Here is a 16,650-nt window from a genome sequence, read left to right on the forward strand (position 1 = left end):
ATGGGGTAAAAAGGTTGTTACGGTGGCCTACTTAGACTTGTGATCACCAAGCGATTCTGTCGTGCCAAATCCGTGTCATGAGACGAAGTATCAAGTTGTTAGTATCACTTGATACCCCTTGATTGTGCTCACTAAATAAAAAGCATTGAGTAATAAAGTTGCATACTAGAATTATTAGCCTTATGCTTGTTTTATAAGAAAAATGTGGTGATTTATATGGCAAGAAGCAAGTATGCACCCTCTGAAACGAAATACAAACGCTGGATAAAAGAAGGTCGTGGCAATGGCTGTGGCTCTGATTATCTGCCTTGGATAACGGTCCGCGACGTTCCATCGGATGGTCGCTCTCATCGTGTCTTTGGTCATAAAAGCCAGCGTACTCATCATTTGCTATCTGATTTAGAACTTGCCGTATTCTTAACCCTCGAATGGAACTCCCAAACAACTGATATTCGTGAGCAGTTTCCTCTTAGGCTCGAAGAAACACTTGATATTGCACTTGATAGTGGAATTAAACATCCAACTGAAACCGGTGTAAAAACGTACATGTCATCCGATTTTTTGGTTGATAGCTTGGATCTCCAACTCCCACAGTATGTCATTCAAGCTAAGTACTCTAATTTTCTCTCGGATCCGCGTGTTGTTGAAAAGCTTGAAATAGAGCGCTGCTACTGGTCATTGAAAAAAATCCCCTGGTTTTTGGTCACTGAAAAAGATGTCTCATCGACTTTGGTTCAGAATATTAGCTGGATATACCCGGCTGAGCAGGATGAGATTGATGATGAAGTCTTGTTAGACAGGACTACGTACTACAGTGACCTTTTTCAGCAAAATCCGAATAAAACGGTTACTGATATCTGTAAGTTGACTGACCGTATTTACAATCAACCTGATGGTTCTTCTATTTATGAAATCAGGCAATTATTGGCTAATCGCTGTTTCTACTTTGATATGTTGTCCCAACCATTCCATCTGCTAAAGGGTAAGGATTTCGTTGTTGAGGATATGGGGAACTTAATAGGAGCTCGTCATGTTTCGAATCAATGAGGTTTTAGAGTTCGAGAACGAGCGATTCCGGATTTTGAGTCGATTTGGAAGCAATTTAGTTTGGATATCGATTGATAATAAAAGCGCCTTCCCCAGCATTATTGACTTATATTCGCTGGAGTTGGCGATTCAAGATGAATCATTACACCGAGTCGAAGATCCCTATTCCTATTTGATTATGCTCTCGCCTGAAGATGGCAGTACAGATCAAGTAAAACGAGATCAAAACTATAAATTGATACGCCCTATCATCCATCTTGAAGAGTACTATCAGCCGAAACAACGAGCTAAAGCCATTGAACTGGTCATGGCTAATCACAAAACAACCAAACAAACATTGTATCGATTAATTCGCCAATACTGGCAACGAGGACAGATTGTTAACGCGCTTTTTCCTGATTACAAAAACTCCGGAGCAAAAGGCAAAAAACGAATCCCGGGAGTGATAAAATTAGGGAGACCCAGAAAGTATGATCCGGGCTCGGGTGTCAATGTTGACGAGTTCATCGAAAAGCTATTCAGAATTGCTATTCAGAAGTATTTGTTAACTGAAAAAGGATATTCATTTCCCTACGCGCACCGCCGTTTTAAAGATATGTATGAAACCTATTTTCCGGATGTGCCCGAGGCAGAAATCCCAACGAATTGGCAAATGAAGCACTTCTATCAGCGTGAATACACCCAGGTAGAAAAAATCAAAAGCCGGGCAAGTCAAAATGCCTATAACAAAGATATTCGACCTTTGACCGGAACGGCGACTATGCATGCATTAGGGCCAGGCTCCCGCTTTGAAATTGATGCGACTATCGCAGATATTTACGTGGTTTCCGACGTGAACCGAAGTTGGATTGTTGGGCGTCCGGTTGTTTACATCGTTATCGACGTATTTAGCCGCCTGATAGTTGGGTGTTACATTGGTTTTGAAAATCCTTCTTATGTAGCCGCTATGCAGGCTTTACAAGTTGCGTTGACTGATAAGGTCGAGCTATGTCATCAATATGGGATAGAAATCGAATCTCAAGATTGGCCCGCTATCGGATTTCCAGATGCTATTTTGGCAGACAGAGGTGAATTACTGGGCTATCAGATAGAAAATCTCGAAAAAAGTTTCTCGGTGCGAATTGAAAATACGCCTCCGTTTCGAGGCGACGCCAAGGGAATTGTTGAGCGCAATTTCAAGACGTTGCAAGCAGACTTTACTCCATTTGCTCCTGGTGTCGTTACGGGAACCATCGTTAAAAAACGTGGTGGTAAGGATTATCGTCTTGATGCCAAGTTATCTATTTCAGATTTTAAAGAAATTATCCTGTCCTCAATTCTTTATCACAATCAGTACCATGTGATGAATACCTATGACAGATCTGCCGATATGCCGCTTGATTTGCCTTCTGTACCATTAGAACTGTGGAACTGGGGGATTCAACACCGTACTGGTCGCTTGCGCTCAGCTCCTGAAGAAGCAGTAAGATTAAGTTTACTTCCCAGAGCAGATGCAACTGTCTCTGATTTGGGGATATGCATTTTTGGTATCTACTATACCTGCCAAGAGGCGATTGTCGAAGGTTGGATGCATCGAGCCCAAGAAGTGACTCGTCCGCAAAAAGTTTTGGTGGCATATGATCCCAACCTTGCCGATGAAATTTACCTGTTTCCTAGTCGAAACAGTGCTGAGTACTGGGTTTGCAAACTATCAGGGCGCTCCAGGGAGTTTGTTAATTGCTCTTTCTGGGAAGTGTGGCAGAGACAAGAGCAGAAAAAATTCACTCATGCTGAAAGTAAAGTCAGAGCTGATAAGCACAAACGAAAGCATGAGCAGCGAGTGATTGACAAAATCAAACAAGCAGAAAAATTAAGCCCGGATACCTCAAGCATTCCGAATACTGAACGCATCGGTGAGATTAGGTTGAACCGAAAAGCTGAACTACAAAATGAACGCGACAGCAGAAAACCGAAAATACAAACAGATGTGAAAGACACGGCAGATATCATTCCTTTACATGGTATTCCGGAGAAAGACTATGACTACCCGAGCTATGTCGATGAGTTATTCGATGATGAGGATGATAACGAATGAGTTTGCCAAGTGAATACGTCACTGCCATTTATCAGAATACCGGCAATCCCTCCTACAACGGGAATCCGTTTATAGAGGCGTTGCCGCCAATCATGGAAATTAAGCAATTAAAAGAAGGATTGGAAGGCAAAGTTACTTTCTCGTTAAATAACCTGCAAGACAAACCTCGACAACGGGCTCATATGGTTGCTGCGTTGCTTCATGATTTCTTTCAGCCTTTATCCCAGCATGTATTACTGGAAGAACGTATTTCAATCATGATGCGGCGTGGTTACGTTGGTCGAAACCTATTGGATGGTTCACTTAATAAGCATCTGCAAAATGGTTACCAAAGAGTAATGAGTGGTGATCTACAGAGTTATAAATTCAGAGATGTGTCAACGACAGCGCTCTGTCTGTCTCTTATCGGATGTTCAGGTAGCGGTAAAAGTTCAACCCTTGAGCGTATTCTTGCTACATACCCTCAGGTCATCTATCACGAACAACATAACTTTTTTCAACTCAGCTATCTGAAAATCGAATGCCCGAATAATGGATCACAGCAAAGCTTGTGTCTGAATTTTTTCCGTGAGGTGGATAAGCGGCTAGGTACTAATTATGAAAATACGCATGGCCGTAAACGTCACGGGGTGCCAACGTTACTGGCTCTAATGAGCCAGGTTGCGAATGAACGTGCTATTGGTGTTCTGGTTATCGATGAAATTCAGCGCTTGAAAATTCGCAAGGCGGTTGGCCGAGAGCAAATGTTAGAATTTTTCGTTGAACTGGTTAACACCGTCGGTATTCCGGTGATATTGGTTGGTACGCCAAAAGCTCGCCCTTTGTTTGAAGTCGAATTGCAGTCTGCAAGACGAACCACTGGCATCGGTTCTGTCTATTGGCAACCCATGCCGCAATATCCGGAAAATCCGAATGTCAAAAGTGAATGGGTTGCTTTTACGAATAAGCTTTGGAAATACCAGTGGCTTAATCGGCGTGATGAAGTACTGACTGATGAAATTAGAGATTGTTGGTATGAGCTGTCTCAAGGTGTTTTAGATATCGTGGTTAAGTTGTTTGTCCTGGCTCAGCTACGAGCCATCGTGTCTAAACTGGAGCGTATCACGGTTAACGTTTTACGCTCTGTTTACGACGATGAACTTAAACCGGTACATCCTATGCTGAATGCTATTCGCCGTGGTAGCCCAACCTTGATAGCTAAATACTCCGATCTCCGAGTAGAAGATATCGATAAACGACTGCTTAGCCTTCACCAAAAAATCAATCAGATCCCTGATGAGCCGGAATTACCTTTCAGTAATAACGAACAAGCGATGCGGCTATATAAGTTACTCGTACAAACCGAGTGCCAGTCTGAAATTCTCATTCCGTTGGTTGAAAAAATTTTCCGTGAACAGCCCAAACTGACGATGCGAGAAATGATGCCGGTCATACTTGATTGGTATGACGAAAGTAAGCAGTTTGTAGATCAGCAACCGAAAGCACCAAAAGCGACTGTAGTTAAACGTTCCGACTGGCCAAGCCTTGAAACTAGCGATTTGAGATTTGTGTATTCACAATTGACCAAGAAAGAAGATATGTATAGTGCTCTCAAGGCCAATAAACTTATCTTGGATTTAAAAAAGGTCTGTTAAATGCTCGGATTCCCTGTCCCATATCCAAATGAGTTGATTTACAGCTTGGTTGCTAGGGCTGGGGTTCATAGTGGAACCACATCTCCAAAGCGGCTATTAGGTGAAGTTTATGGAGACCGAAAGATTATCGCTACGGTTGACCTACCTAGTCATCTGGCTCAAATTTCCGGGCAATACCCATCGATTTTAAATATTACGACGGCTTCACTGATATACCAGCACACGCTTTTCCCTATTTATGCCCCCTTTATTGAAGAAAGAAAAAGACTGGCAGGCATGCGTTGGATGGCAAATCAATCCAAAGGGCTTATACACTTGGTATTCGGAATTGCCGCTTCAATTGTTAAGCAGCCGAAGCTACTCAGATATTGTCCTCAGTGTTTTGAAGAGCAATTAGGCCAATATGGTGAGCGGTATTGGATGTGTAACTGGCAAGTGTCAGGAGCTACATGGTGCAAAAAACACTCAATCCCTTTGTGTGAATTTTCTATTCAACCACATTACGAACATCGTCATGAATTTTATGCGGCAGACACAACACCGGATGACAGGCCAATACGGCATCATAAAAGGGAATCTTTACGCATCAGCCATGTTGTCGAACAACTTCTGCAAGTGGAACAACAAACATCGCCAACTTTTCATCAATGGAACTGCTATTACCATGATTTGGTCGTGCTGGCCGGTTGCAACCGAGGAGCTAATGTAAAACATGATGAAGTTCGGGAGCGTATCCATTCGTTCTGGAGCAGAGATTGGTTGTCGGATAACCAACTCACCCTGACGAAGCGAGATTCCTGCTGGGCCAGAACCATTTTACGAAAGCACCGAAAATCCTTCAGTTTTATGCAACACCTGATCATTCAGTCCAGTTTACTAGACCAAGATACTTCATTATCTGACATTTTGGCTAATGTAAAGCGTTACCCGCAAAAACAAAGAAATGTCCATCCAGTAGTTTTGCCGAAGCAGATTAATAGAGACAAAAGAGATCAATGGCTGAAGCTGTTGAAAGAGTATGGGTGCAAACACGCTCGATTACATGGTTCGCAAGGTTTGTACATGTGGTTGTACCGACATGATTATGAGTGGTTGATGAAAATAAATCGACGCTATCAGCACCCGATCATATATGAAGATAGTCGGGTCGATTGGCCTAAGCGAGATCGTTCGCTCGTTCGTCGATTATGTCAGTTACGACAGGAGTGTGAACAAGATAATTTTTCTCCTCGTATAACGAGTACTTTCTTGCTGTCAAAACTAAAGTTGGGTGCAATGCCGGAAAGGAAGTTTAGGTATTTACCTTTAACGAAGCAATTTCTCTCTAAGTATTCGGAATCGGTCGCTCAATACCAAATTCGGCGATTGGGAAATCAGTACATCTCATTCTATTTACAAAATATTCAGATTGAACGGTGGCGTTTACTGCGAAGCTCTGGGCTAAGTGAGGATCGTTTAACGCCACTGGCTCGATGTTTTTTAACAGGAATAACGGAAGGTATATGGGCGATTACAGGTTTAAGCACATTCCAGAAGATGCGTTAGTGTTGGGTGTGGGTTCTTTGTTTAAGAAAAATAGTAATGTGTTTTGGGGAATTAACCTCAGCTTTTCAAAAAAGCTTGATCGTCCATCAATACCCATTGCTGGTGTACCATTGATTCGGCGCTATAAATCATTAAGTGCCAATCAGTCTAATCAGTTAAAAGGAAGACAGTTAACTTTTACCATTAGGGATGCTCAGCAGTGGGGCAGAAAGCGTTTAAGGGACTGCCCGGCTTTTCATTCAATGGGGAATGGGCACAATTCTGAACAGTGGTGCTTTGAATTTGATGTGCCCAATGGCCCAACTGTTTTCCTGCCTCAGCTTGAATTATCACGTGTTCTTTTTCTGCATGATAACTATATGTCCAGAATCTGTTTGGAACACGGAAAGCTGTCATCAGACTTCAATATCAGCAATATAAATGAGCATTGGCAAATTGATGTGATGCCAAGTTCTAGCTATCCGATTACCGCTTTCAATGATGAACGTTCACGGCGATTTTTAAGTTGGATATTGATGGATCCTGAGGCTCGAACTTCCTTTGAAAGTATTCACCAGACAATGATGAGAGAGCATACATCCAGTGGGCAGTATAAATTTTGGGATTTCTCTTTTACACCTCCTCGCTTAAATAGAACAAAACTAGAAGTGTCAGGGTGGCACGATTGGAACAGTAACAGCTTTTTTGTCTGGGAAATTAGAAGGGTGGAAGACTTGCCATCGAGTATGCCTGATGAACTGGATTTTTATCATCCTGATTTCAAAAGGCAGGTAACAGGTCAAGGTAGCGGAGCTAATTCCGGTAGGCCTAAACGTCCAGAAGAGCACGAACTTGATGATGGGGAAGAAGCTGACCCTGATAAAAAACGTGTTGTTTTAGATACAGAATCAGTTGGCTTGTCATTTCGTAAGCCATTTAAGACTAATCGAGTAACTGATAAAACTCGGAAGGCTAATAGCGGCAAGCCCGATGATCGTGAATCTAATGAACAACTTCCCAATACGTTATCTCCAAATGATAATAATGCTACAGGTACAATTGCCGGTGCTGATTATGACGTTTTGAATGACGAAAGTGATGATTCTCATCTGTATGCAAGTAAATTTGAGGTTTTCTTTCAAGTTATTGCTCGTTTGGAAGCTAAACACGGATGCCAAACGTATCGCTATCCGCTGAGAAAATTGCCTAAATTGGCACGTTGTACCAAACACATGATGGCGGATGATGCTAATCCGAGATGTATGGCTGTCATCAGCGTTACTTATCATGGAGAGGTGTATCATTTTGTTGAAGTTGACACCTCTGATGCGAAGAATTCGATATCGACCATGGTATTAAAGTTAAAAGATAACGTAGCGTTACTTGAGCAAATCGCTGAGTTAGAAGTTCGACTGCTCAAGAAGTCGCTTGCTTGGCCGCGCGATTATATCTCTCTAATTTGTGGAGGTGGTAACTTCAAGGGAATCTCTCATCCTCCATGTAAACACAAAGGTTGTATCGACCCTGCTGATATTGATAAATGGGCAGGATGGTTTATGGGATGGTTGGATAGTTAGTATGATACTTTAATACTTGTTTTTTTACGGGGTAGAGCCATTTATTTTAATTCAGTATGATACTTTATTTTTTTACTAAAATCGCAACCTCATTGCACAATGCGGCTTTAGAAGATTTTTAGTATGAAACTTTATTCCTCTCTCACATCATACTAAAAAGGCAGCGTTCACATAGGACGCTGCCTTTTTTTAAAACGTTTATGCCCCAAAATCATTCAGCATCCAATTCCTGACCACTTTCTCATGTCAGTTCTTGACCTATATATACTAATAGCAGATTATGAGCCTAGTTGAGCACTTGCGTTTATACAGACATGTTCTGCAATTTGTGAGTGGAAGGAGTAATAAGACCGATAGAACAGTATGTTGCTGCTTTGGTGTCTGTATTTTTTGAAAATATTATAAAGACAATGTCTGCTGAAAAGACACTGTTAAATTTTAAGGTAATCAGGAAGCGAATTCATGATTTTCGGACGAAAAGACATATCAGAGGTATTTACACCAAGAAACTCTAGCGTAAATCCAAAAATGTATATTGAGAGAAAAGATCTAGAAAAGAGCTTGCGAAGATCTATAAACGGCTCAATGCATTCATTTTTATTTGGTGAGAGTGGTACCGGAAAATCTTGGCTTTACAAAAAGGTTTTTGGTGAGAATAACATTAAATATGTGGTTGCTAATTGTGCGAGCGCGTCAATTAAGAGATCAATAACTAATGAAATATTATCAGTAAGCTTGAAGGCGGGGTCTAGTCAGAAACAGTCATATTCAGAATCTAAAGAAGCTGGATTATCTGCCGGCGCGACTGCAAAGCTAAAGCATCAAGGTGAGTATACTGTTGTACAGGAAGATGATTTAATAAAAGCCTTTGAAAGTCTCAGCAAAGAATCTGGTAACAAAAAGACAGTATTGGTGTTTGATAACCTTGAGACAATTTTCAAAAATGAAGAGCTGATGGATGAACTATCAGACATCATAATTCTATTGGATGATGAAAGGTATGCAAAATACAAAGTAAAATTTTTGATAGTTGGCGTGCCAAACGAAGCAATAAGGTATTTTTCTTCGTCAAAAAGCTCGTCGTCCGTAGGCAATAGAATCGAAGAGATATCGAGAGTAACAGGCTTTGATTATCAGCAAGTTTTGGAGCTTTTTGAGCGAGGTTTCGTTAATCAGTTGAAAGTTGAGCTAACTGAAACACAAACAAGAAGGCTGGCAGTTCATATATTCAACATCACTCTCGGCATACCTCAGCGAGTGCACGAATACTGTGAGGTGCTTGCTTATGAGATTGAAGATAACGACTGGCAGTATAACACTCAGCTTATAGAAGAAGCTGATCAAGCATGGCTTCTAAGGGGCCTTAGAGAATCATATTCAACTATCGAAAAGTACTTGAACTCGGACGAAACATCTGAGGGGAGGCGAAACCAAGTTATCTATGCTCTTGGAAAAAACTCGGCGCATCAAATAGATACGAATAAAATAGGCGAGATAATTCGGAAAGAATTTCCTAGCACGGCTCCAGATAGTAACTCGGGAATTGGGCAAGTATTAAGTTTTCTGTCAAAAGGGGATAACCCTGTTCTTCATAAGATATCTAATTCAAACGCATATGCTTTCACGGATCCGAGATACATAATGTGTATAAGAATTATGCTTTACAAAAGTGAAGGAACTGAAGCAGTACATAAAAAGGGGTTTAGTATCACATAAAATTTAACAAGCACATGCACAGGAAGTCAAAAGCGTCGCTTCACTCTACTTTTGCCTCCTGTGATGTTAGCGTTAAGCAGTATTAGGAGGATTCAGGAATGTCGTACCGAATTTATAATTGGCTAGATATCTCTCATCACTTCAGTGAAGCAATTTTAATTGGTAATGGTGCATCCAGAAGTATTAACGATAGCTTTGATTATGGTTCTCTAAAAGAACATGCAATTGAAAATGGCTTGCTCACTGAAAACGTAAGAAAGTTATTTGCATTCTTTAAAACAAATGATTTTGAATTAATCTTACGTTTAGTGTGGCAAGCAAATAAAGTAAATGATGCATTAGATATCAAGGACAAAACAACAAAGGTTGCTTATGAACATGTAAGAGACAGTTTGATTAGGACTGTGCAAAGCGTTCACCCTGAGTATTTCGAAGTTGAAGAGCAATTTCCAGATATAGCAGAGTTCTTGAGTTCATTCAGGACAGTTTTATCTCTCAATTATGATCTAACACTGTATTGGGTAGTTATGTACGCCAATCGTATAAAAAATGGGCATTCATTTAAGGATTGTATGGTACATGGTGAATTTTCTGAAGATTGGCGTCGATTCCGTAGACCTATTGGTCATCGAGATCAGAAAAATACATTGATTTTTTACCCGCATGGTAGCCTTATACTTGCTCGAAATATTCTTGAACAAGAAGTTAAGTTGGATGCTCGACAAGGTAATGACCTCTTACGTTCTATACTAAATAGTTGGGAGTCTGAAGAGTTTGTTCCGTTATTTGTTAGTGAGGGTACATCAGAACAAAAAGTCGGATCTATACAAAATAGTCACTATTTAAATACAGTTTATAGAGAAGTTTTGCCATACATAGGGTCCAGTTTGGTTATCTATGGTTGGGGAGTGTGGGAAAACGATATACATATCCTTAAGCGTCTAGGTAGTAGTCGCTTTTCTCGGCTCAATCGAATCGCCATTTCTGTGTTTAATTATGACCAGTCTTATTGCCGAAGAGTGGCTGAGATGATTGCAACTTACATAGGTAGAAGAATTGAGGTGGTATTTTTTGATTGTAAAAGTAAAGGCTGTTGGAATAATCCCGCTTGACAAACAATTTAAGAGCGATTCCCAACGCATGGCATTTTTCGTTCCATCGTTAGGCCCGAATTCAACTGCGAAGTGCGACACTCTCCAATATCAAGAAGCTAAAGCCATCTCCTCAAATATAATGGCTGCCTGCTTGAAGCCTAAACACTTTCTCGGACGGTAATTTATCCGCGATAAAGCGAACTCTATATCGATGTCCGTCACTGTCGTTAGATCGGTTCCTTTCTTCACATATTGCCTTAAAAGACCGTTCGCATTCTCATTAGCACCACGCTCCCAAGAACTGTACGGATGAGCAAAGTACACATCAGCCTTTAATTCTTTTGCGATGGTTTCATGACCTGCAAACTCTCGCCCGTTATCTGCCGTAATGGTATGGACATGTTTCTTATAGGGCTTCAGTAGCTCTATTGTCGCTTTGGTGACATCATCCGCTGACTTAGATGGCACTTTCTTTACCACGTAAAATCGAGTCTTACGCTCTAAAATAGTCACCATTGCACCTGTACCATGCTTACCTAGCACAGTGTCGATTTCCCAGTCACCAAACCGCTCCTTACTGTCAACGATGCTTGGTCTATCATCAATCGAAACGGCATTTTTTATCGCTGGAGCTTTCTCTTGTTTACCTCGGCGATACCGCTTATGACCTTGTCTCAAGTGACGATATAACTTACCGCCCAAGCGTTTATCTTGAGCAACAAAGCGATAGATCCACTCATGACTGACAGATGCACCAATTTTCGTTAATACATTAGAAATCTGCTCTGGACTCCAATCTGTTTCTAAAAGAAGGCGGATAAAATCGACACGTTCCTTTGGTATTCGGTATTTACGTGCTGTTTTGCGCTTTTTGGTAGACGACATCTGGGCTTCGTTAGGGCAATAATGCTCTCCCTTCCGACCGCGTTTAAGCTCACGGTATACCGTCGAGCGGTGGCACTGAACTGTTTTAGCTATTTCAGGAACCGAAATTCCCCGTTCCAAAAGAGCAGAAATCTGGTATCTTCTGCCTTCGGTCAACTGTTGATAATTCATGGTAGTACTGCTTGTTTCTTTGGCGAGAAGAGCGTACCACTTTCAGCAGTTGGCTTCCTCTTCTACATATTTCCATGAATGTCGCACTTATTATCTGAAATCGGGCGTTTGTAGATTCGTCAGTTTGGCACGACCATGCGCTTTACGAAAAAAACAAAGATAAACCAATAATAAATGACATTTCATTTCCATCCATAGAAAAGGCTGAGACGGCTTCTTTTATTTTTGAGTTTATTAATTTTCTTAGGCATCGAGCAAGAGGGAATAGCGTTTTTACCTTTTCCAAGCTTCAGGACATCGAAGACATTTTAAGAAGACAATGGTCTTCTCTATTTCAAAAATTAATTCAAGAACAGAGAAGCAGAGCGTTTGAAGCAAAACGTTTAGATAATCTGACTGAGCAGTTTGAGGATCTGAAGACAGCTATTCTTACATCGATCGGAACAACTAATGAAAGAGATGTCGCCAGAGGAGTGGTCCGCTTTAGAAGACTGATCGATTTTGTCAGAGCGTTAGGCCTAAAAGATCACAACTTCCTGATAAGAGGGCGTCATCCCTGGGATGAGCTGCTCCGTTATGCCGAAATCGAGAAAGTCCTTGATGCAGCAGAGATACCAGAGGAATTCCTATACCATAAACGAAACTTTAGCCCACGTCCGAGGATGTTTTTAATCAAAAATGACGGTACTTTTTTTGAGTTAAGAACTTCTCCAGATTTTTACCACAGTTTATCTTTAGAGTGGGAAGCGTTTATGGAGCTATCTGAGGATACGCGGGAAATCATAGTAGATGCACTTAGTGAAATGAGACCTGGAATGGGGCCGTTGAGATATATTCGCGAGCCATTTGATTACCACTTAGATAAATGGGTTCATCAGGAACGATTGTTAAAAGATGTTGATGATTCTGATGAAGATCAAGGTCACTCATAACTATGCGTTGCAGCGGACAAGCCGGTGAACACGGCGTTCTGTCTGCTATTCGCTCAGAGCTGACGCTCAAATAACTGGATGATTGCTGAAACTGGTGGTTATGAAAGTGTAACTGGCGGTAAATTGAGATGACGTTTTGCAGCTAGCTTTTAAAAACATACCATTCGAGTTAAGTTTAATCATTTAGTAAAAGCTGTTACACAGAGGGATACCATGAGCTACTCCGTTGAAATTATCAATAATAACCTTCTGCCTCTGCCTGATGAGCTGTGTACTGAGCTAGGTTTTTCCGTAGGAGATATTTTGGTTTGTGAGATGAATAAAGACCGCTCAGAAATGAGGATGGTAAAGCATACAGACCAGACATTAACTGATGAACAGATCTTAGCTGCTGGGAATTTAACGCGCGTGATAAACACCATGCCTGACGAATGATGGCAGTACTAAAGACTGTCGGAAGCCAATAAACTCCATAAGGTAATAAGATGACAACAAGGCCATCGATAAAAAACGAACAGGAATATAAATCCGCATTAGAAGCCATTGAACAGCTTCTTGAATCTGAACCAGGGACGCCTCAAGGTGCAGAGTTTGAGGTCCTTGCAAGGTTGATAGAAGAGTATGAGGACATTCATTATCCGCTTAAAGAGTAATACGAACAAAAGCACTGTATTAGGTAGTATTGGGCTGCGTTATCAGACCATGATGACCGAATTAGGTAGTATTCAGCCCTAATTAGGCTCTAAAGGCTGAACTTAATGGCGCTTAGACCTGAATTAGGTAATATCGGGCTGTTTTGTCAGACTCTAAATACCGAATTAGGCAGTATTCAGCCCCTAATTAGACTCTAAAAGTCGAGCTTAATGGCTCTGAGATCTGAATTAGGTAGTATTGGGCTGCGTTATCAGACTATAAAGACCGAATTAGGCACTATTGATCCGCTGACGAAGGAGAAAAGTACAGGATTAGGCCAACTGTCGGATTATCACTGAAAGCAGACATTTGCTATCAAAACCTTAACCAAGCTTCTCGAAAATTTCGAGAGCTCATCACTTTTTCAAAACGTTTCAAAAAGCTTTGTACTTATGAACTAGTGACCATAAATTTTCTTGCCCCGATATTTAATACAACGTAAATTGAACACCATATAAAACAAACTCTTTGTAAAGGGCATGATGCTCTAAACAGAGTCACTTAATTGAATTATCATCAGCATTAGATTTTCAGCACTCACGCAATTACAGATTCAAGATGAATTTATAGGCAAACGCCTATCAGGGACTAACCATCAATGTTTGAACAGACCTTTAAGAATATCGACGACATACTTCACAAGTCTATTTTTTAAGATACTAAAATATCCTGATATTTCAGGACAATGGCTATGCAAAGGCATTTCAGATTACCAAGAAGAAAATGCTGAAATGATTAGACATAATAGAGAATGGGAGGCGCAAATAACAATCTTGCAAAGCTGGGATAAAGTAAGAATCAGACTAGAAACAGAGTTTTCCACGTCTGATAGTATCTCTGCTGCAATTATTTATGATGAAATTGAGGAATATAAAGTTCTTTATAGTTATGAAAATAAACCAAAAGATTTGGATCATAACGAGTTGCGGATTCATCGTAATAAAACACAGCAGCTCGATCACTTAAACGAAGTAGATTGGCCTATTTAAGCCAATCTCCCTCGACCAGATTATATTTAAAACAGCTGCGCAATGCCTACATTAATGGCAAAGCCAGCTAAGGTTAAAAACAAAAATAAACAGCCTGCTAATAACAGTGGTTTTATTCCCGCTTGGCGAATAGCGCCAACATGTGTACGCAGCCCAAGTGCGACCATGGCAATGGTAAGTAGTATATTATCAAACCATATAATAGCGTTTGTAGTTCCTTGCGGAATAACCGATAACGAATGCACGCCACTTGCCACTATAAATAACACTGCAAACCAAGGGATTGAAATACCCGCTTTTTGCTCGCCGCCATGTGCGTTTATGTTTGCATGCTTTTTACTTTGCCAAAACGATAAGCCTACTAAAAATGGCGCAAGCATCATTACGCGTAGCATTTTTTCTATCACGGCGGTGTCAGCCGCATTGGCACTTACCGCAGTCCCTGCTGCTACCACTTGCGCAACTTCATGAATGGTTGAACCAACAAAAATACCGTACGCATGCTCACTCACACCCATATATTCAAACATAATTGGGTAGGCAAACATACTTAACGTGCCAAACACCACAACCGTTGCCACCGCTACAGATACTTTATGCGCTTGTGCTTTTATTACTGGCTCTGTTGCCATTACCGCTGCGGCGCCACAAATAGAGCTACCCGCACCTATTAGTATGGTTGTTTGTTCATCAAGCTTAAAAACGCGCTTACCTAGCTGTACTGCTAATATAAACGTACCAAGCAGCATTACCACATCGGTTAATAGGCCATGCCAGCCTACACCCGCTACTTGTGCAAAAGTAATCCTAAACCCAAATAAAATAACGCCCGCTTTGAGTAATATACTTTTAGCGTAATCAACGCCTACATCTGTACGCGTAGCAATGCGCGCAAACACACTGTTACCCACAATAATGCCAAGCACAATACCAATTGTTAAGGAGCTAAATTGCGCACTTTGCATTATAGGTAACTTACTTAATGCAACAGATGCCCCCGCTAACACAACCACCAGCAGCATACCTAACCACCAGCGCGTATCGCCGTATTGCTTAGTCAAAGGCTGAAAACTACTTTTAATAGCGCTAAGCATAATATTCCCTCACTTAAACCAAATTGATGTGTTGACTTAATTGTAAGAAAGCTCAAAATATAACTCCAATATATTAAAATCATGATTTGATAACTCAAAGTTATACAATTTAGAGTTATGCAATTTAAGGTTGTTCAATGAACTTACATTCACTTAGGGTGTTTTATACAGTGGCTAAATTGGGTAGTTTTTCAGGCGCAGCCGAAGCGCTTTTTATAAGCCAGCCCGCTGTTTCTAAAGCGCTAAAAGAGCTAGAGCATCAGTTAAACATTCAACTTATTGAACGTGCATCTAAGGGTAGAAAGCTCACCCTAAGCGAGGGCGGCCAAGCTTTGTATGATCACGCCCGCAGTATTTTTGCTATCGAAAAAGCCGCCATTGAAGATATTAAATCGCGAACAGGGCTTAAGCGCGGTACATTAGTTATAGGCACCAGCACCACCATTGCCAGTTATTGGCTACCGCCTTATTTAGCCAAATTTTGTGCGCAGTACCCGCATATAAAAGTAGAAGTACAAGTGGCTAATACCGTGCAAATTGAGCATGCCTTACTTGAATGCACTATCGATTTAGCACTGGTTGAAGGCACACCTACCGAGCCGCACATTATTAGTAAGCACTGGCAAAGTGATTTAATGAGTGTGGTTATACCGAGCAACTTTAAGCCCACTAAAGACTTAAAAGCATGGTTAAACGAGCAGTTTTGGTTATTACGCGAGCCAGGCTCTGGCACGTTAGAAATGTCTGTAAAGTTATTAGCAGAGCATGGCGTACAAGCAGAGCAAAGTATGCAATTAGGCAGCAACGAAGCCATAGCAAGAGCTGTTGCTCAAGGTATGGGGGTCGCTTTATTGCCAAACGTAGTCACAGAAGATTTAGTGCAGTTAGGCAAATTAGCGCGCCTGAGCCAAAAAAATAACGAGCAACTCTCTCGGCCGCTATACCAACTGCATTATAAAGACAGACCGTCTTCGCATGCTGCACAAGCATTTGAAAAAAGCCTGTTTAGTGAATAGAGGTTATGTGAGTAAAATTAGAATTGAGCTGTAAGTCGTGTATATATAAGAAGCTGAAGGTCGAAGCATTATTGTTTGTTCTGCTTTGACTACAAATGCTTCTTAGCATATGAGCTCAGTGCTCTGCTTGACTCATATAAATCGAGGGCAATTTGAAACCAATGTGTCCAATGAATATTGTTACTCTTTTTGAGCAAGGAGATC

The 16,650-nt window shown here is 41.0% G+C and carries 14 protein-coding genes; 12 read left to right on the forward strand and 2 right to left on the reverse strand.

All coding sequences use genetic code 11. From position 1 onward, the window contains the following. The first annotated feature begins 216 nt into the window (after positions 1 to 216). From EAE30_RS07135 to EAE30_RS07165, 7 genes are all read left to right on the forward strand, one after another. Positions 217 to 1,047, forward strand: a complete 831-nt coding sequence (locus tag EAE30_RS07135; protein WP_123015321.1) for a TnsA endonuclease C-terminal domain-containing protein — start codon at positions 217 to 219, stop codon at positions 1,045 to 1,047. Next, positions 1,031 to 3,121, forward strand: coding sequence for a Mu transposase C-terminal domain-containing protein (locus EAE30_RS07140; RefSeq protein ID WP_123015322.1), 2,091 nt, complete (start codon positions 1,031 to 1,033; stop codon positions 3,119 to 3,121). The genes EAE30_RS07135 and EAE30_RS07140 overlap by 17 nt, the downstream gene beginning before the upstream one ends. Next, positions 3,118 to 4,755: an AAA family ATPase gene (locus EAE30_RS07145; RefSeq protein WP_123015323.1), complete on the forward strand. Its 1,638-nt coding sequence runs from the start codon at positions 3,118 to 3,120 to the stop codon at positions 4,753 to 4,755. The genes EAE30_RS07140 and EAE30_RS07145 overlap by 4 nt, the downstream gene beginning before the upstream one ends. Further along, positions 4,756 to 6,300 (forward strand): TnsD family Tn7-like transposition protein, encoded by a 1,545-nt coding sequence (locus EAE30_RS07150; protein WP_123015324.1) that lies wholly within the window; start codon positions 4,756 to 4,758, stop codon positions 6,298 to 6,300. It abuts the gene before it with no gap. Beyond that, entirely contained in the window at positions 6,258 to 7,856 is a 1,599-nt protein-coding gene (locus EAE30_RS07155) for a Tn7-like element transposition protein TnsE (protein WP_123015325.1), read from the forward strand. The genes EAE30_RS07150 and EAE30_RS07155 overlap by 43 nt, the downstream gene beginning before the upstream one ends. 462 nt (positions 7,857 to 8,318) lie before the next feature. Then, positions 8,319 to 9,572, forward strand: a complete 1,254-nt coding sequence (locus EAE30_RS07160; RefSeq protein WP_241967730.1) for an AAA family ATPase — start codon at positions 8,319 to 8,321, stop codon at positions 9,570 to 9,572. A gap of 98 nt (positions 9,573 to 9,670) precedes the next feature. Then, positions 9,671 to 10,684, forward strand: coding sequence for a DUF4917 family protein (locus EAE30_RS07165; RefSeq protein WP_123015326.1), 1,014 nt, complete (start codon positions 9,671 to 9,673; stop codon positions 10,682 to 10,684). Positions 10,685 to 10,774: 90 nt separating this feature from the next. Here the strand turns inward: EAE30_RS07165 and EAE30_RS07175 are convergent, their stop codons facing one another. Further along, positions 10,775 to 11,722, reverse strand: coding sequence for an IS30 family transposase (locus tag EAE30_RS07175; protein WP_123014135.1), 948 nt, complete (start codon positions 11,720 to 11,722; stop codon positions 10,775 to 10,777). 473 nt (positions 11,723 to 12,195) lie between these two features. On the opposite strand from EAE30_RS07175, the gene EAE30_RS18870 reads away from it, so the two are divergent. From EAE30_RS18870 to EAE30_RS07190, 4 genes are all read left to right on the forward strand, one after another. Beyond that, positions 12,196 to 12,654, forward strand: a complete 459-nt coding sequence (locus EAE30_RS18870) for a hypothetical protein (RefSeq protein WP_199287079.1) — start codon at positions 12,196 to 12,198, stop codon at positions 12,652 to 12,654. A gap of 213 nt (positions 12,655 to 12,867) precedes the next feature. After that, positions 12,868 to 13,089 (forward strand): hypothetical protein, encoded by a 222-nt coding sequence (locus EAE30_RS07185; RefSeq protein ID WP_123015328.1) that lies wholly within the window; start codon positions 12,868 to 12,870, stop codon positions 13,087 to 13,089. 50 nt (positions 13,090 to 13,139) lie between these two features. Beyond that, positions 13,140 to 13,307 carry a hypothetical protein gene (locus EAE30_RS18740; protein WP_164711812.1) on the forward strand — a complete coding sequence of 56 codons (168 nt, stop codon included), beginning with the start codon at positions 13,140 to 13,142 and terminating at the stop codon, positions 13,305 to 13,307. A 642-nt stretch (positions 13,308 to 13,949) separates the two neighbouring features. Continuing rightward, positions 13,950 to 14,336, forward strand: coding sequence for a Cap15 family cyclic dinucleotide receptor domain-containing protein (locus tag EAE30_RS07190; protein ID WP_199287080.1), 387 nt, complete (start codon positions 13,950 to 13,952; stop codon positions 14,334 to 14,336). Between the two features lie 26 nt (positions 14,337 to 14,362). Here EAE30_RS07190 and EAE30_RS07195 read toward each other — a convergent pair whose 3' ends face one another. Further along, positions 14,363 to 15,430 carry a YeiH family protein gene (locus tag EAE30_RS07195; protein WP_123015329.1) on the reverse strand — a complete coding sequence of 356 codons (1,068 nt, stop codon included), beginning with the start codon at positions 15,428 to 15,430 and terminating at the stop codon, positions 14,363 to 14,365. A 137-nt stretch (positions 15,431 to 15,567) separates the two neighbouring features. Here EAE30_RS07195 and EAE30_RS07200 point away from each other — a divergent pair, with 137 nt between their 5' ends. Further along, positions 15,568 to 16,446 (forward strand): LysR family transcriptional regulator, encoded by an 879-nt coding sequence (locus EAE30_RS07200; protein ID WP_123015330.1) that lies wholly within the window; start codon positions 15,568 to 15,570, stop codon positions 16,444 to 16,446. Positions 16,447 to 16,650 lie beyond the last annotated feature (204 nt).

Source organism: Vibrio zhugei (assembly GCF_003716875.1).
In the GTDB taxonomy this organism is placed as follows: Bacteria; Pseudomonadota; Gammaproteobacteria; order Enterobacterales; family Vibrionaceae; genus Vibrio; species Vibrio zhugei.